Below are 21,940 nucleotides of genomic sequence, written 5' to 3'. Positions count from 1 at the left end.
CTAGTTCAAACTCCTATTTCAATGCCTTATAGTGATTTCGTCACTTTTACTCCGAAAAATCCATCTACATTTACAAGTTCACCATACGCCACTAATACATCATTTACATAAATACGAATTGGTTCATCAATATCCTCATCTAGTACAACTGCTTCATTTTCTTGTAAACTTAATATATCTTGAATCGTTTTCACTGTACTTCCAAATACAAATTTCACGTTCATTTCTACATTTTGTAGAATGGACGTGTCCATATATACTGGTTCCATTTGTTTTACTTCTTTAAATTCAATAGGTTGCACAACTGGTTCTACAATTTTTTCTTCTTCAATTTCTTCTGTGGCAATCTCTTCTTCTTCCACCATTGGATACAGAAGTCGCCTTACCATTTCTTTCGCTTCAGAAATTGGCAAAATTTGATACATTTTCGATTGAAGCAGATCACCAATTTCAAGATTGAACGTAATTTGAACGAGTTCGTCCACTTCCATTGACTCTCCCAAATACTCCATTTCTTCTTTTAACGTTACAAATTTAACATTTGGCGGCGTCATGTCCATTTTTTCTTGGAACATTTCTGACATCGCCGTAGCAGCGTGACCCATCATTTGGTTCATAATTTCTTTAATACCGCTCAGTTCTAATTCAGTAAGCTCTTTTTCCGGATCAACTTCCCCTGTTCCCATCATCATTAAATCTACCATTGTTAAGGCGACATCTTTCGTAAATACGAATACATTCTCATTCTTTAGCCCTTCAACAAAATCAACATTTAAAATAACAAATGGCACTGGTACTCCATCATAATGACGAACATTGATTGCTTCCACATTTGGTGTACTAATTGTAACTGGCTGATTTAAAAGCGTTGACAATACTGTTGAAGCGGAACCAATTGAAATATTTGCAATTTCACCAAGCACATCTTTCTCTTCTTGTGTTAAATGCTCTTTTTCAACTTCTTCTACAATCTCAGTTTCCACTACTTCTGCTGGCTCGTCTTTTTCTTCTACTCCACCAGATAATTGCATTAATTTATTTACCATTTGTTTCGCATGCTCAACTGAAACAATTTGTACAAGTTTAGAGTTTACAAGATTATCTATCTTTAAATCAAACGACACTTTAACAATCGTATGATTCCCATCGATTTCAGAGATTTTCTCCATTTCTTCTGATAACTTTACAACATTAATCGTCGGCGGAGACATATCTACTGTATCTTGGAAGAATTCCGACATAGATGTAGCTGCGAATCCCATCATTTGATTCATCGCTTCTTGTACAGCACTTAGTTCTAATTCACCAAGTTCTTTTCCATCCTCCACTTCACCTGTTCCCATCATCATTAAATCAGCAATGGACAATGCAACATCTTGTTTAAGAACAAGAAGGTTTTCCATATCTAATCCTTTTGTAAAATGAATGTTTAATACAACATGTGGAACTTCGACATCTCTTGAATCATATAAATCTACCAACTCTATGCGAGGAGCAGTAATGCTTACTTGCCTATTTAAAATCGTTGATAATACAGTCGAAGCTGAACCAAATGATATATTTGCAATTTCGCCAAGAATATCGCATTCTTGAGGCGTTAAATGCTCATTTTCTTTTTCTAGCACAATCGTGCTCGTATCCCCTTTTGTGTGTTGCTCAGGCATTTTCCCTGCCTCCTCATTTCTGTTTTTCTATCAAATAATATAAACTCTCATTTGATTTTAGCAAACTTATTATATAAAACGTTAATATGTATGTATTCCCATTATTAGATTAGTAACGATTAGCCAAAAAGCTCCCCAATTGTATACAAGTGGGGAGCTTTCCTTCATTCCTATTATAAACCTTCTGGGTTTAAAATGAGGACCACTCGTCCATCACCGAGAATCGTCGCACCAGAGAAATAGTTAGAACTCTCTGCAAAGAAGTCACCTAATGACTTTAAGACTATTTCTCTTTGACCGATAATTGTGTTTACAATAAGTCCATAGCTGCGATGTGTATTACGAACAATTAACACAGGAACCATTTGACCATCATATGACGCAAACGCCTCATCTACTGTTTTTTCACCAAATACAGTACTTAAATGTTTCACTTCAATAATTTGATTACGATAATTTAACACATCTTTTCCTTGTAAGGATTGGATGTCTTCTCTCTTAATTCGAATTGCTTCAACGATATTTCCAAGAGGTAAAGCATAGCGCTTATCATTCGTTTGAACAAGCATAGATTGAATAATAGACAACGTTAACGGAAGTTCAATTCTAAATGTACTTCCCTTTCCTTCCTCAGAATCAATGATTAAATGTCCACCTAAACTATGAATCGTATGTTTTACAACATCTAATCCGACACCGCGTCCAGAAAGATCTGATACAACTTCAGCTGTACTAAATCCTGGTTGGAAAATAAGATCAAACACTTCACGATCTGTTAATCTATTTGCATCTGCTTCAGTTACAACGCCATTTTTAATCGCTTTTTCTAATACTTTCCCTTTATTAATACCGTTTCCATCATCCGTAATTTGAATAACGACATGATTTCCACTATGAAAGGCTTCTAATTTAATAGTACCTGTCTCATTTTTACCTGCATCACGTCGTTTTTCAACAGTTTCAACACCATGATCGATTGCATTTCGAATTAAATGAACGAGCGGATCACCGATTTCATCAATAACAATTTTATCTACTTCAGTATCTTCACCTGTAATTTGTAAATCGATTTTTTTCCCTAAATCTTTCGCTAACATACGTACCATACGTGGGAAACGATTGAACACAGTTTCAATCGGCACCATACGCATATTTAATAGTACGTTTTGAATATCTTTTGAAATATCGCCTAATCGATTTAAATGTTCAATTAACTCCTTGTTTTGAATCGTTTCAGCCAATTCATCAATGCGCCCACGTTCAATTACACTTTCTTCAAACATATTCATTAATCTTTCGATTTTCTCTAATTGAACACGAATTGAACGATTCTCCACTTTAGCATTTTTCGTTTTTGTAGTACTTTTAGCTGGCATAGCACTTGTAGGTTGATTCGTTGCCACTATCGGTGATTCTATCTGCGTAGCCACAGCTGGTTGTAGCATTTCTTCTCCTTGCACAACTTCTTGTGTAACAACTTTTTTAGAAGCTACTTCCCTCGATATAGGTTCTCCTTGCTTTACTTCCACTTTCTCAATTTCAGAAACATGAAGTACTACTTGTTTCAATTCTTCTATACTACAATCAGTATCCATAAATACTGTAAATTCAAATCCGAAAGCATCTGCTTCAATTTCTTCAATACTCGGAGCTGTTTTTTGTATATTCCCTACATTCTGCAATGCTTCAATACACATAATGGCACGTACTGCTTTTAAAATTGCTTGCTGTTCAACTGTTATATGCACTTCATGTGAAACTGCATCATCGTTGTCTATATGATTTTGCTCTACATGTTCCGTAGGAGTTTCTACATTTCCGTTCAATAATGCTTCTAATTTCTGTTTAGTTGAGACTACATCAATATTGCCCATTCCACCTTGTTGCACATCTGCAACCATCTTCTCCAAATTATCAATGCACTCAAAAATCACATCAATAATATCCGCATTTACAACTATATTTCCATGACGAATTTCATCTAACACATTTTCCATCTTATGCGTTAAATCAGCCATCTCTGTAAATTCCATACTCGCAGACATACCTTTGAATGTATGAGCGGAGCGGAATATTTCTCCTACAACATCCATATCAGCAGGATTTTGCTCTAACACTAGCACATTTTCATTTAGCGACTGTAAATGTTCTTCTGACTCTTCGAAAAATATATTTAATAGATCTGTTTGCATTTTTATCCCCTACCTGTCTAACAAACATTTCATTTATGTATAACAATTTAGTGTTTTATAATGAGAAAAAAGGGGGCCACACGTCGATCCGCTATCACTGTTTTGATTCCTTGTGGCACCCCTTCTATATTAACTATTTGCTACTTTTGTTAAAGCTTCAATTACACGATCCGCTTGGAATGGCTTTACAATAAAGTCTTTTGCCCCGCCCTTAATTGCATCTAATACCATACCTTGTTGTCCCATTGCAGAACAAATAACAACCTTTGCACTTGAATCAATTTTAATAATTTCTTTTAATGCTTCAAGCCCGTCCATTTCTGGCATAGTAATATCTAATGTTACAATATCAGGTTGAAGTTCTTTATATTTTTGAATTGCTTCTACCCCATTCTCTGCTTCGCCGATAACTTCAAATTCATCATTACTTTTTAATAAGTTTTTAATCATCGTTCGCATAAACATCGCATCGTCTACTACTAAAATTTTATGTGCCATTCTTTTTAATTCTCTCCTTCTATGTATAAATATATCTTAATATTTCACCTTATCATTCTCACTCATTATACAAAATAAAATGATAAAATTTAATATTTTTTTAAAAGAATTTTCGTATTTTTATTATTTTATTATTAAAATAATAATATACTACTCTTTTATATAAATAACAACGCGACGGTTTTTTTCCCAGTTTTGCGGTGAATCATTTGGTACAATTGGCTTTGTGTCTGCATATCCTACCGCAGCTAGCCTTTTATCATCCACATTATACACTTCAATTAAATGGTGAATCATATTTGCCGCTCGTGCTGAAGATAACTCCCAATTAGAAGGGAATTTCTCGTTATGAATAGGTCTACTATCTGTATGTCCCTCTACAACAATTGGGTTAGGTACGGATTGAAAAAATCCAACTAATTGACTTATTATCCCTTTCGCTTCAGGCTTAACGTTCGCATCGCCTGTATCAAATATTAAATTATCTACTATAACGACGCTTACCCCTGTATCCTCTCGATATACATTCACTTGACTAATACCGTTATTATCTACATACGCTTTCAACTTCTTATATAATTCATCCATTCTCTTTTTTGAGATCATTTTTTCATCATTTTTTTCATGTGAAATATCTGGTATTGTATTTTCCATTACTTTTGCATCTACTTGCCCCGTATCACTAAACTTTTCAAGCATCTTTGACAATTTTACTGCATCTTGCTTTGATGTAGCAACTAGTAATACAAAGAAAGTTAATAATAACATCGTTAAATCTGTAAAAGTCGTCATCCAACGAGGCGATCCCTTTTGCGGTCCTTTACTCATCATACCACTCCTTGAAATATTAGGCTGCTCCTTTTACCTTTTTTACCTTTGTTTCGTATACGTATGTATCCAGTTTCAACTTTAATTTAGAAGGGATTTGTCCGCGATACAATTCTGAAATTGCTTCTATTACAAACTTCTTCTCTGTATATAAATCTTCAATACCACGGTATACTTTTTCCGACAGAGGGATTGCAATCATATTCGCAAGTACAGACCCATATAATGTCGTTAACATCGCAACTGCCATCCCTGTACCAATTTGCGATGTATCTTGTAAGTTTTGGAGCATAATGATAAGACCGATTAACGTACCAATCATTCCCCAAGCTGGAGCAAAATCACCAATTTTATCTAATAATGCCGCTCCTTTTCTTAACTCATACACTTCCGTTTCAATATCTTTCAATAACACTTCTTTTAATTCATCTTCATCGTAACCGCTTAACATTAATCGAATTCCTTTTTGAATAAAAGGATTGTCTACTTGCTCTCCATCAACCTCTAAAGAAAGCAAGCCGTTCTTTTTAGACTTTTTTGAAAAATCAACAAACAAATCCGTTAACTGTTCTAAATCTTCTTCTCTTCTATGTAAAACAGTGAAAATACTTTTCGTATATTTTTTTATTTCTCCAAATCGATATGCCACAACAATTGTCGCTGTTGTTCCCCCTATGACAATTAAAATAGATGAAATATCTAAAAAGTTTTTGAAAGCTTTTATTCCACCGCCACCAAGCATAATCGCCGCTATCACTATGATGAAACCTACTATAATGCCCACTGGGCTAGAAATATCAAACTTCCTTTTTCTTCTTTGTGGTCTAGCTAATACTTGATTTTTTTCTCCCATATTTCTGCCCTTTCCTTTCCATTTTCATATAACATTTTTTTATTTTAATAATACGTTTTCATATATAACATGTATTATACGCTTATCATCTGTTTATCGCAATATACTCATGAAATTGACACATTTCATTTCTATATTAGAATTATGGTATAAAAACATGAGGAGGCTCACGATGGAACACAACATTTTACAAGTCATTGCATTAGCAGAAAAACTAAAATATGAAATGCGACATAGCTGGCTTTCCAACGGGCGTCAAGAAAGTGTTGCCGAACATACATGGCGTATGTCTCTAATGGCCATTTTAGTTGAACCTTATTTGGATCAAAAAGTAAATATTGAGAAATTACTTAAAATGGTTATTATTCACGACCTAGTCGAAGCCGAAGCTGGTGATATCCCTGCATTTGATACGATGAATAGTCACGAATTACAGCTACAAAAACAAAAAAATGAACTAGAAGCTATTTTAAATATTAAACAAACGTTAACAGGTTCTCTCGGTGAGGAATTATATGACTTATGGATGGAGTTTGAAGCAAAAGATACGTACGAAGCAAAAGTTGCTAATGCACTCGATAAACTTGAGGTGAAAATCCAGCATAACGAAGCTGATATTGATACGTGGCTACCAATTGAACATAAAATGACATTCCAAGTAGCAAAGCATACAAACTTTGATTCTTTCCTATCTAAATTACAAAAAATTATTGAACAAGATGGAGAAAAGAAGTTAATTGCTGCCGGCATTGATGTTGAAGCATGCAAGCAATAATGAAATAAGACACTCAACAAGAGTGTCTTATTTCATTATTGTTGATATAGCCTGCTTATAAATAAGCTGTTGTTTTCCATCCACTAAAATTAAAACTGTAAATTTATCTACTCCAACAACTTCTCCTACTATTCTAACGCCACTCTTTAAGAAAATTGTAACTGTACCTTTTTCTTCTTTTATTTGTTTATACAATTCTTCCTGTAAATGTTCCAATTACTATCCTCTCCTTCCTGTGAAACATCTTAATATAAAAAACTATAAATTTTTTATTTATGCACTTTGTCTTTTATATTCATAAACTTATTAATTAGTATATCTAAATCACGACTAAATAACAAAACTTTATCATGATCCAATCCGTGTCTCGCAACAAGTTGAATTAATTCTTTCTTTTTGTTTTCTATTTTATTTTGTAATTGTCCCATCTCCATCTCTATACTAAAACTCCCTTTTCCCATAATATTACTTGTAAAATTATAGTACATATTCTCTCATAAAAAAATAAAAAAATGGTTTTTTTTACAATTTTTTATTTTTCTATGCCTAAATTACAAATCATGTAAAGGTTTATTTACAAATCACTAACATACAATCCTAATGAATCTACAGGCATTTGTCTAATTATAAATGAGACTGGCTCGTTTTCTATACAAAAAACATACTGTATATAGTAGTCCATGAACCATATAGATTAACTTACTAAAAAGGAGGAAAACATATGAGTTATGGTGGAAGTTGCGCTGGTTTCGGCGGTGGATTTGCTTTGCTTATCGTACTATTCATCCTTCTAATCATCATTGGATGTAGCTGTTGGGGTGGCGGCGGATACGGATATTAATATATCCTATCCTTGACAAATGAACGAAAAACTATAGAAAAACAGCTCATATTTGAGCTGTTTTTTTCATACTTTCGTATGAATTTATATCCCTCTTATTTGCGATTTCAACTAGCAACATATTGTTTACTATGGAATAAGAAACATTTTTACTAAGGGGGATTACAATGATTAGAGGTCTTTACGAAGCACATTTACCTGTCCGCAACTTAAAAGTATCAATACCTTTTTATGAATCACTAGGGCTAAAATTATATAAACGAGGAGATAATATTGCTTTCTTTTGGATTAAAGAAAATGAGAGTTGGCTCGGCCTTTGGGAAGGCACAGAATACAAAGTGAATTATCACCCCTCTTTACGACATATCGCCTTTCAAGTAAGTTTACATGATTTAGAAAATGCGATTCATTGGCTAAATCAAAAAGGAATTTCAGCACGAAAAGACTTTGGAATGGAACCAATTGAACCGATTGTTTTTCCGGAATTAGCACATGCAGCCGTATACTTTAACGACCCTGATGGAAATAGTTTAGAATTGATTGCACAATTACCTGTTGGACTTCCTACAGCGGAAAAAGTGTATTTAAGTGAGTGGAAAGAACAAATTCAAACATCGTCATTACATAAGGAGTAATCTATTTATGTCGGTTTCTTATTCCACACTTCTTAAAACAAATAAAAACTTCAATAAACTATTTTATGGGCAAACATTAAGTGTACTTGGGGATTGGTTCCATACGGTAGCTTTATTAACATTTGTCTACAGCATAACGGAATCGCCGTTTATGATCGCACTTACTTTTATAAGTAAAGGTTTACCACAGCTTCTTCTTAGTCCATTCATAGGCTTAATTGTAGATCGTTTCTCTAAAAAGAATATTATGATTTTCACCGATATTACACGAGGAATTCTAGTCCTTACATACTTACTCGCAATCTATAAAATTGAAATCATTTTCATTGCCAATATATGTTTATCCGTACTTTCCTGTGTATTTGAGCCGGCTAAACAAGCAGCCCTAAAAAATATCGTACACCAACACCATTTCGTAACTGCTAACTCTCTTTCTAGTACAATTAATGGTTTTATGTCTATTATGGGGGCTTCTTTGGGCGGAGTAATTGCACAATCTTTACATATTGAGTTTGCTTTTTTAGTAAATAGCCTATCATACTTTCTTTCAGCCTATTTTATTTATAATATGAGTATTCCTGCTCATGATACTTGTAACAAGAAAAAAGCATTTTTCACTGATATAAAAGATGGTTATACATACATATTACAAACAAAAATCATTTTAACATTAATTCTTGTCGGCATTTCATGGGGCATTATTGGAGGCGCTTATCAACTACTTCTAACGATCTATGCCGAAAGAATTTTGCACACTAACATTGGAATTTTATATACAGTTCAAGGTACTGGGCTTATGATTGGAAGCCTCCTCGTTAATCTTTATATGTCTCATAATAAAGAAAAAATGAAAAAAGTATTCGGTTGGGCCTACTTATTACAAGGAATTTTCTTTCTCGGATTCATTCTATCCGATCAACTTATTATCGGTATCATTACTTTATTCTGTATGCGCATAGCAGGAGGAATCATCGTTCCACTTGATACGACATTACTTCAAACTTACACACACGAAAATATGATGGGTAAAGTTTTTTCATTCCATTACTCCATTTACGGATCTCTTATTCAGTTATCGATGTTTTTTACAGGAGGGCTGTTAGAAATTCTTTCTCCTCAAATGATTGGCAGTTTATTAGCTATATGTTGTATTTTTGTAAGTTTTATATGGCTGTTCTTGTTTTATCGTGGGGATCTCAGTGAATAATTTAATGATAATCAATAAATTTTGATCCCATTCATTATTTGTTTCCCCATAATAAAATTGTTTAAAAATGGCAGTCTGATTTTTTAGCTAACGATCCTTATATGGCAACACTATTTAAGAAAAAACTAGATATTTATGTTAAAATACAAGTAAATTTGTGAAATGTTGCACTTAAATAATAGACTTTAACTAGTTAAACTTGATTAAATAGGAGGGCTGTTTTGGGTATCACATTCATTTTCATATGTATTATATTAGTGGCTTCTATTCTGCAAGCAAGTACAGGTTTTGGCTTCTCCATAATGGCAACCCCTTTCTTACTTATGTTATTTCTGCCACAAGAAGCTATACAAATAAACATTATTTTATCTTTAATTATTTCCATTTCACTCATTTGGAAAATAAGAATGGATGTTGATTTTATTCTACTGAAAAGGTTTATTTTTGGAAGTATAGTTGGTGTTCCTTTTGGCATTTTAATTTTCATTTCCGTTAACATAAATACTTTTAAATTAGCAGTTAGCATCCTACTCTTACTATTAACATTGTTGCTAATATGCAACGTTAAGGTTAGATCAACACAATCTAGAGATTTCATAGTTGGCGGATTATCTGGTCTTTTAACGACAAGTATCGGCATGCCAGGTCCTCCCCTATTACTTTATCTTACAGGAACTGATACTGAAAAAGAGAAGTTAAGAGCAACTACATTAGCTTTTTATCTGTTTATATATTTCATTAGTCTAGTAACTCAAATACTCTTTACTGGCACAAACAAAACCATTTGGGAATCAAGTTTTTATGCCATTCCAATCGTATTTTTAGGTTTGTTTATAGGTCAAATGATTTTCAAATGGCTTAATCAACGGATTTTTAAAATATTTACGTACATTCTTTTAAGTTGCACGGGTATGTATCTTCTTATTGAAAGTTTGCATTTATTATAAGTAAGTTTTTCAAAATACAAAATCATAAATAAAATACTAACCAAACGATAAAAAGCGGCTATTATGCCGCTTTTTATTTTCACATTAAATATTTTAAAACTAGAAGCCCAGCTATCGCTATTACAAACACATTGAAAAAAATCATCCAACTTTTTTCGAAATCTTTATATCTCTCTTCTTTCACTCCACATTGTTTTAGCTTTCCAATTAAAACTGTTAATTCTTGATTATACTCTTTACTTCCTAATTGTATATAATTGTTATTTATTTTAATTCCATATACATTTTTCATTTTTTTATGTTGCGAAACTGCTTGAATTGAGTTTACTAATACACTGTATTTATTTAACTTTTTAAAATAACAATCTAACGCTATAATTTGTAACCTTGTATTAGTTAAAACAATGTAATAATAAAATGTAGCACCTGTGGTTAATATATTAGGTATAACTTTAGAATTTACAAGACTTCCTTCTTCCACTAATATTTCACATTGTATTTCCTCTCCTTCTTGCAACTCTTTCCGAACTGATTCTTCCAACATTTGCACCGTTAATTTCTTCAATAACTCCCCGTTTTTCACATAATACTTATCTATATTGATAGACTCATTTGCTTCTTTCTCTAAACGTGTAATTTCTTCCTCTGAATATTGGAGCTCATTTAACATCGATAATAATCTTTTATCCATATTACACACTCCCTTTCCACAGTTTTTGAAGTTTTTTCTTCCCACGAGAAATTCGATTGTATATATAATCTGCCGTTACTTTTAATTCTTTTGCAATATCGTCAATGGAATACCCATCAATATACCTCTTTAAAAAGATATATCGATCTTTCTTATTTAAATCTTGAACAATTTCCATAATCTCTTCTTCTTGTTCTATTTCATACCTATCATGGACACTTGTATCTATTTCTACGTCCTTATCGATTTTATTCTCTTTATATACTTTCTTTTTATATTCCAATGCCTTCAATTTAGTAATACCAATCATCCAAGATTTTAAGTTTCCCTTTTCTGTATCAAATTGGTCGATATTAAACCAAATAACAGTAAATACATCGTTATAACAATCATCCACATATTGTTTTTCAATAGGGGTACTTAATGATTTATGAATAATGTACAAAATTAATTTTCCATATTGATCAATCACTTCTTTCAAAGCATCTTGATCATGTTTTTTCATAGCTATAATTAAATCCTTTTCAGAATTGAAAATCATAAGCCTCTTCCTTCCTCAGTTCCCCTTTAGCAGCTGCTTTTACTTACTATTGGTATTTCATTCTCATTTTCTATCACTTTTGTAAAAAATTATTAATTTTTATTTCTATGTATATGATAACAAACAAAATACCTAAGATCAGAAAGAATAGACAACTTTCTGGCCTTAGGTATTTCTCCTTCAAAAAAAAGCAAACCCGCATCACAGGTTTGCCTCTTTACTCACTTCTTATTTAATCCTTTTTCACTTAAAAACTCTTTCATATGCATTCTTTTTTCTTTAGACATAAACGAACTCATTGATTCCGTCCATGTTACGCTTTTCTTGTTTGATGATCTTTCTTTGTAATACGAGTTCATCGTTTCATCATATTCATTTAATAATTCATCATATTTTTGTTCATCATATCCATTTTCATGAAGAACCGCTGCTACCGGTAAGCGTGGTTTAACTCCATGTTCTTCATCTGGTACACCGACTGTCATTCCGAATACAGGGTATACTTTATCCGGTAAATGAAGCAATTCGCTCACTTCTCTCGGATTATTACGAATTCCACCAATATAGCAAATTCCGTATCCTAATGACTCTGCTGCTAACGCTAAGTTTTGCGCAAAAAGTGAAGCATCTACCGTCGCAACGATAAAGTCTTCCACTCCTTCATGCTTTATTTCTGTACCATGTTTTTCACATGCCATTTCAAGTCGTTTTAAATCTGCACAACAAACAAAAAATGCTGCGCAGTCTTTCACATGGCGATTTCCGGATAGCTCTGCTAGTTTAGCCTTTAGGTCTTGATCTGTTACATATATAACAGAATACGCCTGTACAAAATGTGATGAAGCCGCATGTTGCGCAGCGTGCACCATCTTTTCTACTACATCTTTCGGAATTGCTTCTTCTTTATATTTACGAACTGAAACGTGTTGCTCCATCTTATGTATGATCTCATTCATGAAAATCACTCCTTTTTTCTCTTCATAATGAAAAATTAACATATCTTTTTTAATATTCACAACTTATAAGCACAAAAAGAGCAATTCTTTTTTGAATTGCTCTTTTTTTAAAACGTCTATGAATACGGTAAATGAAATTTTTTATTGTCTTATTACGCCGTTTTCAACACTTTAATACCTTTTACGATATTCCAAATGAAGTAGTAAATTCCTACAAGAATGAACACTGCATATGTGATAATCATTCCAATTCCAGCACCGTCAGATTGATTAAAACCTAAACCGTACATGCCTGATACTGCTAGTCCTCCAAATAAGATTGCGTATGGGAAAACATGTGACCAAAATGCTTTTTTCGCGTGATATTTCACTTCATCTTCTGCAACAAAGTACACGATAATTGGTAGTAAAAATGGTGCAAAAAAGATGCTAAAGTAACATAACGAAGATAAAATATTATTTCCTTTCATCCGATTCACCTCTAAATAGTTTTTGTTACCTTCATTATGTCAGGAAACCATTCTAGAAACTATCGCTTTACCTTTCACTAACGTGACATATTTGTAAGATTTTCCTCAAATTAAATCCCGTCTGAAGTTTCAGACGGGATCACTTTCACTATATTCGATTCATAAACCAATACTGTGTAATTGCTAAATATTCTCGTACATTCGATGGAATGATGATTGGTTTCGGTGTTTTTGCCGGAAGACCTTCTAATTGTAAACCTTGTTTGGCAGCTATTTTTTTCGCTCTAAACATATGAAAATCGTTTGTTACGATCATACCTTTTTTCATATCGGCTGGAATTAACGGTTTTGAGAATGTAATATTCTCATCTGTACTCTTAGATTTGTCCTCCATTATAATACGGTCTTCTGCGATGTTTTGTTTTATTAGTCCTTGTTTCATTGCTAATGCTTCTGAAATGTCTTCACCTTTTCCTTGTCCTCCAGATACGATAGCGATTGTTTTCTCATGTGATTTTAAATATTCAACTGCTTTATCAATACGATATTGCAATGAATAAGATGGTTTCGTTCCATTTACTTTCGATCCTAGTACAATTATGTACTCAGCATCGTCACTTGCATTCATATGTCCATGCTTATAAATGTGATATTGTAAAAACCCCGCATATACTGCGCAAATCATTATAACAACTAAAATGCACTTTATTATTTTCTTCTTTCTCATACTCATATACTCCTATTTTCTTTTACTTCCTTCATGATAATATCCATTTATTTGTTTGTATACAGACAAATTCCAATAAACCCTAAATCATCCTCTGAAAGGTAATATTTATATTACTTTCGGGAATAGTAAGTACAACTTTACACGAAGGAGTGTCTCTATTGCTTCTCTTTTTATGTAACGTGTCGTTCTTTTTCATCTTATTTTTACTATCGCTTAAGTTACTCGGTAAATCCGCGTTAGCACAACTAACTCCTCATGATTTTGGGGCTATAATCTTTTTATCTTATTTAGCTTTCCAGGCCATACCCGTCTCTGGTGCTTTACAAGCATTTCTCGGTATGGTTGTTATTACAGGTTTACATTTACTCCTTACAAAATTAAGCCTATTCAACAAACTAAATCGTTTTATTCTCGGACACCCTATCATTTTAATTAAACATGGTGATATTATTTTTGAGAACTTACAAAAAAGTAGATATCCCATTGCCGAACTACTTTCTAATCTTCGCGTTGCAGGATATCCGAGTGTTCATGAAATTGAATACGCCATTTTAGAAGCGAACGGAGCTATTAGTATTTTACCAAAAAGAGAACTTGTACCATTAACTCCAAAAGATTTAAACATAGATGTTAAGTATGCTGGATTACCAATTGCACTTATTGTCGATTCACAAATTCAATATGATAACTTAAAGTTGATACATAAAGATGAAAAATGGTTATATAAAGAATTAAAAGAAAAAGGAATTACACATATTAAAAACGTTGCCTTTGCTTCTGTTCAAGAAACGGATGGATCTTTTGCGATTAGTTTAAAGGAATAAAAAAATCCCCTTAATTGCTTAGGGGGATTTTCTTCATCATATCGCTTCTTTCTCTCCTGCCATATTTAATGGAACAGGATGTTTCATACGATTCATCGTAAATACGATAATCGCTGTCATTACTTCCGCAACTGGCATAACGAGCCAAATTCCGTTTATCCCAAATAATTTTGGCATAATCCATAACAATGGAATGATAAATAGTAACCCTCGGCTCATTATAATAAGTACTGATTTCTTCGTTTGTCGCACTGATTGGAAGTACTCTCCATACACAATGTTATAACCTAAAAATACGTATTGGATAAAGAATAAACTAATACCTGTTAAGGTTAACTCCAATAATTCTGGAGATTGAACATCAAATAAACCAATGATATATTTCCCGAAGAATAATCCGACAATTATCGCAACGCCTCCGAGGACAACTGCAATTTTCACAGCAAACTTCAATCCTTCACGAAGTCTCTCTGATAAATTTGCCCCGTAATGGAAACTAGCAATTGGTTGCAATGCTGCTCCAACACCGAAGAATAATAGTAATGTCATTGCATGAATACTATTCACCATCGCATAGGAAGCTACTCCTACTTCTCCTGCATATTGAACAAATGCGATATTAAAACCAATCGTTACGATTGCAACCGTACTTTCTGCTGTAAAACTTGGGAAACCAATCACCATAATTTGTTTGACAGTATCCCATTCAAAATGGAATTTCGTCCATTTTAAAATGCTACTTTTTCTAAAGAAATGAGTTAATAATACAAGGAAACCAATCGCTGCCGAAAGTATAGTCGCTGAAGCAGCACCTGTTACCCCCCATCCAAAGATAAAAATAAAGATATAGTCAAATACTATATTTAATACAGCCGTTACAACAAGACCTGCCATTGCTAAATTAGGATTTCCATCATTTCGTATAAATGTACTTAAAATATTTTCTAAAACGTATATCATTCCAAATGTTAATAATACGTGTAAATAGTCTAACGCATATGGTAAAATCACTTCATTTGCACCAAATAAGTACGCTAAATCTTCTATTCTCCATAAACAAATAGCCGCTAAAACACCTACGATAACAACTGCTACCGTCATGGATTGAGTAAAAATAGACCTTGCTCTTTCTCGTTTATTTTCACCTAATGCAATGGAATATAACGTTGCCCCGCCCATTCCGATCCATAATGAAATAGAGAAGAAAATCGAAAACGCTGGAATAGCCACGTTTACTCCTGCTAAACCGTTCGCCCCAACTCCTCTACTAATCATAACCGCGTCAATTACAATATTCACTGACATTAAAACCATTCCAAGAACGGCTGGTATTAAATAAGAAATAAATAAACTTTTAACTGGTTTTTCTCTTAATTTTTCTGTTGCTTCCATACTATTATGCTCCTTTTTCAACGCTCTGTTCACAGTTTAAACCTTCAAGTAACTTGAAGGTCAAGAGAGAATTAAAAAAATAGGCAATTTAATTATCGGAATTGATGCAGGCTTGTAATTAATAAAAGTCCTACACTCTATTTTTTCATTACTGGAATTTGAATTTCTGTTACTTGCTCCTCTGGATTTTCCGTTACAGACCAATCAATTAATCCAATCTCAATCGAATCTCCACTTATTTCATATCCTTCTTGATTAATGTATTCCATTAATTTCTTATATGTTTCACCTGTTTCTTCGTATGATCCATGATGATAAGCGCACGCAAACATACCAGCTTTAATTGAATCTGAACTATGTACTTGATAAGGCATATAATCCAAAAGAATAAATACGCTGCTATATGCTTGAAACTCCTTTTGCATGAATGCTTTTTTGGAAATTGTCACACCTATATCTCCTGAAAATAGACTATCATCCATTTGCTTCATATTTTTTTGAAGCGAATGGATATAATAATCAAACATATCATCTGTCGTATTTGGCGCCACTGCAATCGCTGTTATTTTTCTTTTTGGTATTTTTTTAATAAGTATTCGATCGGTTTCCGCTTTCGTCGCCTTCTTTATTAAATGAATTCTATGTTCCATTTTTGCTAAAGCATATTCAATTTCTCTTTGTTTCTTCAGCATCATTTCTTGTTGTTTTTCCAGTAAATTGAGTGCGTATGTTGGATTTCTTTCATCAATATATTTCTTAATTTCCTTTAACGGAATATTTAACTGGCGTAAAAATTTAATCGTATCTAACAGTGAAAATTGATCGATTGTATAATAACGATAATTCGTTTGAGGATCAACAATGGACGGATGAAAAATTCCTTTTTCATCATAATACCTCAATGTAGATTCTGCGATATTATGCATTTTTGCCATTTCTCCAATTGTAAAGCGTTTATTTAATAACATGTTTCCTTCTCCAATTCATTAAAAATATTGCCTTATTTCTTCTTATTATATAGCCATTCCCTTCATACCTAAATCAAATTCCATCATGAAAATCTGCTATTTTTTCATTGATTTTTAATAAATTTTATTATATATTAATTACAGGTTCAAATTACGAGTTCAAAAGAACTTGTAATCAGACCCTTTTGTTTAATGGGTTTTACATATTTTCATTAGGCAAATTCCGAGAAATCGTATGATAAAATTAAAAATGACGAGGAGAGGATCAGATGGAATTCGAATTTTTCTTTCAAATTGCACTTATTTTATTAAGTACAAAGCTTGCTGGTGATCTTAGTGTTAGATTAGGTCAACCTTCTGTACTAGGTAAATTAATTGTCGGTATCGTTATCGGTCCAGCTGTATTAGGTTGGATTGAAAATTCAGAGCTTCTAACTCAATTAAGTAATGTCGGGGTTATTCTTTTAATGTTTATGGCTGGACTTGAAACAGACTTAGAAGAATTAAACGCAAATCGTAATTCTTCTTTAGCAGTTGCACTCGGAGGTATCATTCTTCCATTCGTAGGTGGTTACGTTTCCGGTCTTGTGATGGGAATGGAACAAGGAAACGCTGTATTCTTAGGATTACTTCTATGTGCGACAAGTGTTAGTATTTCCGTACAAACACTTCGTGATTTAGGTAAAATGAAAACACGTGAAAGTACGACGATGCTTGGAGCCGCTGTATTTGATGACATTCTTGTTGTTATTTTATTAGCATTTGCAATGAGCTTCTTAGGCACAGATGATGTTAACTTAACAATGGTTATCTTGAAGAAAGTTGTATTCTTCGCTTCTATTATTTTAATCGGATGGAAAGGTGTTCCTGCGATTATGCGCTGGTTATCACCACTACGCGTATCTGAGTCTATCGTGAGCGCGGCTCTTATCATCTGTTTCTCATTCGCATATTTCGGCGAATTATTAGGAATTGCTGGTATTATCGGTGCTTTCGCTGCTGGTATTGCAATTTCTCAAACAAACTACAAACATGAAGTAGAAAAGAAAGTAGAACCAATTGCTTACGCTATGTTCGTTCCCGTATTCTTCGTTAGTATCGGTATGAATATTACATTTGACGGTATCGGCAATCAAATTTGGTTCATCTTAGCATTAACTGTTATCGCTGTATTAACGAAATTAATCGGCTGTGGATTCGGTGCACGAATGACTGGATTTGACGCTAAGTCTTCTGCAATTATCGGTGCTGGAATGGTTTCTCGTGGTGAAGTTGCACTTATCATCGCAGGAACAGGACTTTCTTCAGGTCTATTGGCACAAGATTACTTTACAGCAATCGTTATTGTCGTTATTTTAACTACAATGATTACACCACCAATGTTAAAATACACTTTTGGTGCAAAAGATAAAGCAATGAAAGCAAGTAAATAAATTTACTATAATAAAAGGAGATTGCTATTTTATAAGATAGCAATCTCCTTTTTGTTTTATCTTTAAACAATCCCGTTCTTTTTTAACCATTTTCAAAAATAATTCGTGCTTCATCATCATCAATATCATTCCCAAATGAATACACCATAATGCCATAATCATCTATATATTTACCTAGCTTCATTCCCTCCACTTTCTTATAAAAATCGTCTGCCTCATAGTGCGGAATATAAGCATCCCAAACTGGTTCATTTATTCTTTTGTACGCCGTCACTTCTAAATCATATCCGTCTTCATAATATCCGATGTGATAATGTTTGTTAGGATCATATTTCTCCATTAAAAGTCCCTCCTACTAAACAAAAGCGAGCCTTATATTACAGCTCGCTCCTCTCTCTTTTTATTAAATACGTTCCATCGCCGTCTTCAACGTTCCAACAACAAAGGCAATTTCTTCACTTGAAATAATAAGCGGCGGTGCTAATGTTAAGACGTTATTATATCCTGCTGTTGTCATACCGTTTCGTCCTATAATTAAACCCTTTTCTTTACAAGCATTTACAACACTTGCTATTTTATCATTATCAATTGGCTCTTTCGTCTCTTTATCATTTACTAATTCAATCCCAACTAATAGACCTTTTCCTCTAATATTCCCAACAAGTGGATGTTCCCCAATTTCATCTTTTAGTTGCTCTAATAAAAGGGAACCCATTTGTGCAGATCGCTCAATTAAATTTTCATTTTCCATAATCTCTAAATTTTTAAGTGCTAATGCACAAGCTGCTGGATTCCCACCAAATGTATTAATATGGCGGAAAAATTCATATTCTCCTTTACCTTTAAAAGCCTCATATATTTCTTTTTTCACAGCTGTTGCAGATAATGGTAAATATGCGCTCGTAATACCTTTTGCCATTGTAATAATATCTGGCTTCACATCATAATTCATAAATCCGAATGCTTTTCCTGTACGCCCAAAACCGCAAATCACTTCATCACTAATAAGCAAGGCACCGTGTTTTTGACACGTCTCATGAACAGCTTTCATATAGTCTTGTGGTGGCATTAATATGCCCCCGCCTGTAATAATAGGTTCCATAATAAACGCAGCAATTGTTTCACTTAATTCCCACGTCATAACACGATCGACTTCTTTCACACATTCTACATCATAAATATGCTGCCCTTCAATTTCAGGCATACGATAACAATCCGGTGGTGTTACATGTAAAAAACCTGAAGCAAACGGCTCATATTGATATCTACGCTGTGCTTGTCCCGTCGCTGCCATTGTCGCCATTGTATTCCCGTGATACCCACGATAACGTGACATAAATTTATAACGATGTGGTTCACCTTTTTGAGCATAGTATTGTCTTGCTATTTTAAAAGCTGTTTCGTTCGCTTCTGAACCACTATTTGAGAAGAAAATAACATACTCTCCCCCAAGCCACTCATTTAACTTTTCAGCAAGCTTTATAGCTGGCTCATGGGATTGTGACATTGGAAAGTATGATAATGTTTGTAATTGCTTATAAGCCGCTTCTGCGAGCTCTTTTCTTCCATATCCACTATTCACACACCAAAGGCCACTCATACCATCTAAATATCTTTTTCCTTGTATATCTTCAACCCAGCACCCTTCAGCTTTTGCCCCTACCATTGTACTATTTGGACTAAAGGGACGCATTCCATGCCAAACATATTGCTCATCTTTTGCTAATAATTCATCAGTTTGCTTCGTTTTCATCATTACTTCCACCTTCCATAACAACTTATTTTTCACAAAAGCTGCGCTGGTGCCATGATGACTTAAATTTCTCCCTGCTATTTTCATTCCACAAAATTAAGACAAATCCTACTTACAAATCAGTAATATTTACAAGAAAATGACAAAAGAAAAAAGAGCTTTTCTTATCTATCGAAAAGCTCCTCTTTTATTTAATGTGAAGACGCATCGCTAATGCCATGACCAGTATTAGATTTCACTAGAATTTCATCAAATTTCGCTGCATCTTCTTTCTTACTAGATAAAACCGTTCCTAAATATGCTGCAAGAAATCCGAGTGGAATTGAAATAATTCCTGGTGTCGTATATGGGAATAACGCTTCCCCAACAAAAATAGCTTTTCCAGCTACAGGGTTCCAAACATTCGGACTCAACGCTACAAGAACAATTGCTGATACAAGACCTACAATCATACCCGAAATAGCACCCGTTGTATTAAAACGCTTCCAATATATTGTAAATAAAATTACTGGTAGATTTGCACTCGCTGCAACTGCAAATGCTAATGATACTAAAAATGCTACGTTTAATGTTTGGGCAAATAATGCAAGTATGATAGATAGTATCGCTACTCCAATAGATGCATAACGAGCCATGGATACTTGCTCTTTTTCCGTTGATTTTCCTTTACGAATGATTTCATTATAAAAATCATGAGCGAATGCTGATGCTGCTGTTAATACAAGACCTGCCACTACAGCCAAAATCGTTGCAAAAGCAATTGCTGATACGAAAGCAAATAAGAAGTCTCCACCTAACGCTTTGGCTAATAAAGGTGCCGCCATATTACCAGCTGGGTTCGCTTTAATAATCGCTTCATTTCCTACAAACGCTGCCGCACCAAATCCTAAGAAAATCGTCATAATATAAAATGCACCAATTAACCACGTCGCATATACGACAGATTGACGTGCAGTTTTTGCATCACGTACTGTAAAAAAGCGGACTAGTATATGTGGTAATCCAGCTGTACCAAGTACTAGTCCTAAATTTAAAGAAAGTGTATCAAGACCATCCTTATACTTTACACCTGGATTTAAAAATGAATCTTTTAAAGGTGTAGCTGTTTTCATTTGGGCGAACATTTCAGTCACGCTGAAGTTGAATTTTGCGAAAACGATAACAGAAATAATAAACGTACCAGCCATAAGTAATACAGCCTTTACAATTTGTACCCAGCTCGTTGCTGTCATACCTCCAAAAATAACATACACCGTCATAAGTGTTCCAACGATTAATACAGATGTCGTATATTCAATCCCTAATAATAATTTAATAAGTGCACCCGCGCCAACTAATTGTGCAATCATATAAAAGATAGAAATCGTCATCGTATTAAGAGCTGCAACTCCGCGAACTTTTTTCGCATCAAAGCGTGCTGCAATCATATCCGCCAAAGTGTACTTTCCTAAATTTCTAAGCGGTTCTGCAACAAGATACAGTACAACTAAATAAGCAACTAAAAAACCGATACTATAAAAGAATCCATCAAACCCAGTTAATGCGATTGCTCCGGCTATACCAAGAAATGAAGCAGCAGACATGTAATCTCCAGCAATGGCTAGACCATTTTGCCAACCAGTTAATCCCCCTCCTGCCGTATAAAATTCACTCGCATTTTTCGTTTTTTTCGATGCAAAATAGGTTATGACTAGCGTACCAAGAACGATAATTAAAAATAGTGCAAACGCAGTAGTATTCAA

The 21,940-nt window shown here is 33.8% G+C and carries 23 protein-coding genes and 1 pseudogene; 7 read left to right on the top strand and 17 right to left on the bottom strand.

The window, feature by feature from the left end; genetic code table 11:
• Positions 1-26: 26 nt before the first annotated feature.
• The 5 genes from BM089_RS03770 to BM089_RS03750 form a co-directional block, all read right to left on the bottom strand.
• Positions 27-1,664, bottom strand: coding sequence for a flagellar motor switch protein (locus BM089_RS03770; RefSeq protein WP_001115016.1), 1,638 nt, complete (start codon positions 1,662-1,664; stop codon positions 27-29).
• Positions 1,665-1,837: 173 nt separating this feature from the next.
• Complete coding sequence (locus tag BM089_RS03765; RefSeq protein WP_090975990.1) at positions 1,838-3,856, bottom strand: chemotaxis protein CheA; 2,019 nt, start codon at positions 3,854-3,856, stop codon at positions 1,838-1,840.
• A gap of 129 nt (positions 3,857-3,985) precedes the next feature.
• A complete protein-coding gene (locus BM089_RS03760; RefSeq protein ID WP_000940569.1) occupies positions 3,986-4,354 on the bottom strand; it encodes a response regulator in 369 nt (122 codons plus the stop codon).
• Positions 4,355-4,504: 150 nt separating this feature from the next.
• A complete protein-coding gene (locus BM089_RS03755; RefSeq protein WP_000033627.1) occupies positions 4,505-5,182 on the bottom strand; it encodes an OmpA family protein in 678 nt (225 codons plus the stop codon).
• Between the two features lie 19 nt (positions 5,183-5,201).
• Positions 5,202-6,035, bottom strand: coding sequence for a flagellar motor protein MotP (locus BM089_RS03750; protein ID WP_000504186.1), 834 nt, complete (start codon positions 6,033-6,035; stop codon positions 5,202-5,204).
• A gap of 172 nt (positions 6,036-6,207) precedes the next feature.
• Here BM089_RS03750 and BM089_RS03745 point away from each other — a divergent pair, with 172 nt between their 5' ends.
• Positions 6,208-6,810: an HD domain-containing protein gene (locus BM089_RS03745; RefSeq protein WP_090975988.1), complete on the top strand. Its 603-nt coding sequence runs from the start codon at positions 6,208-6,210 to the stop codon at positions 6,808-6,810.
• A 27-nt stretch (positions 6,811-6,837) separates the two neighbouring features.
• On the opposite strand, the gene hfq is transcribed toward BM089_RS03745, so the two are convergent.
• Complete coding sequence (gene hfq, locus BM089_RS03740; RefSeq protein ID WP_000400665.1) at positions 6,838-7,026, bottom strand: RNA chaperone Hfq; 189 nt, start codon at positions 7,024-7,026, stop codon at positions 6,838-6,840.
• A gap of 53 nt (positions 7,027-7,079) precedes the next feature.
• Entirely contained in the window at positions 7,080-7,298 is a 219-nt protein-coding gene (locus BM089_RS03735; protein WP_000291691.1) for an aspartyl-phosphate phosphatase Spo0E family protein, read from the bottom strand.
• 233 nt (positions 7,299-7,531) lie between these two features.
• On the opposite strand from BM089_RS03735, the gene BM089_RS03730 reads away from it, so the two are divergent.
• The 4 genes from BM089_RS03730 (at position 7,532) to BM089_RS03715 (ending at position 10,440) form a co-directional block, all read left to right on the top strand.
• Positions 7,532-7,651: a YjcZ family sporulation protein gene (locus BM089_RS03730; RefSeq protein ID WP_000120179.1), complete on the top strand. Its 120-nt coding sequence runs from the start codon at positions 7,532-7,534 to the stop codon at positions 7,649-7,651.
• A 167-nt stretch (positions 7,652-7,818) separates the two neighbouring features.
• The gene (locus tag BM089_RS03725; RefSeq protein ID WP_033696135.1) at positions 7,819-8,286 is read left to right on the top strand and encodes a VOC family protein; all 468 of its coding nucleotides are present in this window, start codon (positions 7,819-7,821) and stop codon (positions 8,284-8,286) included.
• 7 nt (positions 8,287-8,293) lie between these two features.
• Positions 8,294-9,493 carry an MFS transporter gene (locus tag BM089_RS03720; RefSeq protein ID WP_090975986.1) on the top strand — a complete coding sequence of 400 codons (1,200 nt, stop codon included), beginning with the start codon at positions 8,294-8,296 and terminating at the stop codon, positions 9,491-9,493.
• A 221-nt stretch (positions 9,494-9,714) separates the two neighbouring features.
• Positions 9,715-10,440, top strand: coding sequence for a sulfite exporter TauE/SafE family protein (locus tag BM089_RS03715; protein ID WP_090975984.1), 726 nt, complete (start codon positions 9,715-9,717; stop codon positions 10,438-10,440).
• A 79-nt stretch (positions 10,441-10,519) separates the two neighbouring features.
• Here BM089_RS03715 and BM089_RS03710 read toward each other — a convergent pair whose 3' ends face one another.
• The 5 genes from BM089_RS03710 to BM089_RS03690 all read right to left on the bottom strand — a co-directional run bounded on the left by BM089_RS03710 (position 10,520) and on the right by BM089_RS03690 (position 13,825).
• Positions 10,520-11,131, bottom strand: a complete 612-nt coding sequence (locus tag BM089_RS03710; protein ID WP_090975982.1) for a flagellar motor switch protein FliG — start codon at positions 11,129-11,131, stop codon at positions 10,520-10,522.
• A gap of 1 nt (position 11,132) precedes the next feature.
• Positions 11,133-11,672: a sigma-70 family RNA polymerase sigma factor gene (locus BM089_RS03705; protein WP_090975980.1), complete on the bottom strand. Its 540-nt coding sequence runs from the start codon at positions 11,670-11,672 to the stop codon at positions 11,133-11,135.
• A 221-nt stretch (positions 11,673-11,893) separates the two neighbouring features.
• The gene (nfsA, locus tag BM089_RS03700) at positions 11,894-12,628 is read right to left on the bottom strand and encodes an oxygen-insensitive NADPH nitroreductase (RefSeq protein WP_090975978.1); all 735 of its coding nucleotides are present in this window, start codon (positions 12,626-12,628) and stop codon (positions 11,894-11,896) included.
• 152 nt (positions 12,629-12,780) lie between these two features.
• A complete protein-coding gene (locus tag BM089_RS03695; protein WP_000678056.1) occupies positions 12,781-13,098 on the bottom strand; it encodes a magnetosome magnetite crystal formation protein family in 318 nt (105 codons plus the stop codon).
• A 148-nt stretch (positions 13,099-13,246) separates the two neighbouring features.
• The gene (locus BM089_RS03690) at positions 13,247-13,825 is read right to left on the bottom strand and encodes a YdcF family protein (RefSeq protein ID WP_090975976.1); all 579 of its coding nucleotides are present in this window, start codon (positions 13,823-13,825) and stop codon (positions 13,247-13,249) included.
• A gap of 161 nt (positions 13,826-13,986) precedes the next feature.
• Between BM089_RS03690 and BM089_RS03685 the strand changes: the two genes are divergently transcribed.
• A complete protein-coding gene (locus BM089_RS03685) occupies positions 13,987-14,652 on the top strand; it encodes a DUF421 domain-containing protein (RefSeq protein WP_090975974.1) in 666 nt (221 codons plus the stop codon).
• A 36-nt stretch (positions 14,653-14,688) separates the two neighbouring features.
• Here BM089_RS03685 and BM089_RS03680 read toward each other — a convergent pair whose 3' ends face one another.
• Positions 14,689-16,044: an MATE family efflux transporter gene (locus BM089_RS03680; protein WP_000388405.1), complete on the bottom strand. Its 1,356-nt coding sequence runs from the start codon at positions 16,042-16,044 to the stop codon at positions 14,689-14,691.
• A 137-nt stretch (positions 16,045-16,181) separates the two neighbouring features.
• Positions 16,182-17,012 carry a MerR family transcriptional regulator gene (locus BM089_RS03675; RefSeq protein WP_000925941.1) on the bottom strand — a complete coding sequence of 277 codons (831 nt, stop codon included), beginning with the start codon at positions 17,010-17,012 and terminating at the stop codon, positions 16,182-16,184.
• A gap of 269 nt (positions 17,013-17,281) precedes the next feature.
• On the opposite strand from BM089_RS03675, the gene BM089_RS03670 reads away from it, so the two are divergent.
• On the top strand, positions 17,282-18,445 hold the full coding sequence (locus BM089_RS03670; RefSeq protein WP_000393901.1) for a cation:proton antiporter: 1,164 nt from the start codon (positions 17,282-17,284) through the stop codon (positions 18,443-18,445).
• Positions 18,446-18,507: 62 nt separating this feature from the next.
• Here BM089_RS03670 and BM089_RS03665 read toward each other — a convergent pair.
• The 3 genes and pseudogenes from BM089_RS03665 to BM089_RS03655 all read right to left on the bottom strand — a co-directional run bounded on the left by BM089_RS03665 (position 18,508) and on the right by BM089_RS03655 (position 21,940).
• A pseudogene (locus tag BM089_RS03665) lies at positions 18,508-18,785 on the bottom strand (DUF3986 family protein).
• Between the two features lie 63 nt (positions 18,786-18,848).
• On the bottom strand, positions 18,849-20,198 hold the full coding sequence (locus BM089_RS03660; protein ID WP_000850960.1) for an aspartate aminotransferase family protein: 1,350 nt from the start codon (positions 20,196-20,198) through the stop codon (positions 18,849-18,851).
• 191 nt (positions 20,199-20,389) lie between these two features.
• On the bottom strand, positions 20,390-21,940 hold the full coding sequence (locus BM089_RS03655) for a solute symporter family protein (RefSeq protein WP_001098239.1): 1,551 nt from the start codon (positions 21,938-21,940) through the stop codon (positions 20,390-20,392).

Origin of the sequence: Bacillus sp. 5mfcol3.1 (genome assembly GCF_900114335.1) — a bacterium.
GTDB classification, from domain to species: Bacteria; Bacillota; Bacilli; order Bacillales; family Bacillaceae_G; genus Bacillus_A; species Bacillus_A thuringiensis_S.
Note: the sequence above shows the minus strand (reverse complement) of the source record. Positions and strands in the feature narration are given on the sequence as shown.

Coding starts and splice junctions, on each gene's coding strand:
- BM089_RS03750 (WP_000504186.1), bottom strand. CDS start 6,035: ATGGGAGAAAAAAATCAAGTATTAGCTAGACCACAAAGAAGAAAAAGG.
- BM089_RS03675 (WP_000925941.1), bottom strand. CDS start 17,012: ATGTTATTAAATAAACGCTTTACAATTGGAGAAATGGCAAAAATGCAT.
- BM089_RS03745 (WP_090975988.1), top strand. CDS start 6,208: ATGGAACACAACATTTTACAAGTCATTGCATTAGCAGAAAAACTAAAA.
- BM089_RS03680 (WP_000388405.1), bottom strand. CDS start 16,044: ATGGAAGCAACAGAAAAATTAAGAGAAAAACCAGTTAAAAGTTTATTT.
- BM089_RS03755 (WP_000033627.1), bottom strand. CDS start 5,182: ATGAGTAAAGGACCGCAAAAGGGATCGCCTCGTTGGATGACGACTTTT.
- BM089_RS03760 (WP_000940569.1), bottom strand. CDS start 4,354: ATGGCACATAAAATTTTAGTAGTAGACGATGCGATGTTTATGCGAACG.
- BM089_RS03720 (WP_090975986.1), top strand. CDS start 8,294: ATGTCGGTTTCTTATTCCACACTTCTTAAAACAAATAAAAACTTCAAT.
- BM089_RS03735 (WP_000291691.1), bottom strand. CDS start 7,298: ATGTACTATAATTTTACAAGTAATATTATGGGAAAAGGGAGTTTTAGT.
- nfsA (WP_090975978.1), bottom strand. CDS start 12,628: ATGAATGAGATCATACATAAGATGGAGCAACACGTTTCAGTTCGTAAA.
- BM089_RS03705 (WP_090975980.1), bottom strand. CDS start 11,672: ATGATTTTCAATTCTGAAAAGGATTTAATTATAGCTATGAAAAAACAT.
- BM089_RS03730 (WP_000120179.1), top strand. CDS start 7,532: ATGAGTTATGGTGGAAGTTGCGCTGGTTTCGGCGGTGGATTTGCTTTG.
- BM089_RS03670 (WP_000393901.1), top strand. CDS start 17,282: ATGGAATTCGAATTTTTCTTTCAAATTGCACTTATTTTATTAAGTACA.
- BM089_RS03695 (WP_000678056.1), bottom strand. CDS start 13,098: ATGAAAGGAAATAATATTTTATCTTCGTTATGTTACTTTAGCATCTTT.
- BM089_RS03765 (WP_090975990.1), bottom strand. CDS start 3,856: ATGCAAACAGATCTATTAAATATATTTTTCGAAGAGTCAGAAGAACAT.
- BM089_RS03660 (WP_000850960.1), bottom strand. CDS start 20,198: ATGAAAACGAAGCAAACTGATGAATTATTAGCAAAAGATGAGCAATAT.
- BM089_RS03770 (WP_001115016.1), bottom strand. CDS start 1,664: ATGCCTGAGCAACACACAAAAGGGGATACGAGCACGATTGTGCTAGAA.
- BM089_RS03710 (WP_090975982.1), bottom strand. CDS start 11,131: ATGGATAAAAGATTATTATCGATGTTAAATGAGCTCCAATATTCAGAG.
- BM089_RS03725 (WP_033696135.1), top strand. CDS start 7,819: ATGATTAGAGGTCTTTACGAAGCACATTTACCTGTCCGCAACTTAAAA.
- BM089_RS03690 (WP_090975976.1), bottom strand. CDS start 13,825: ATGAGAAAGAAGAAAATAATAAAGTGCATTTTAGTTGTTATAATGATT.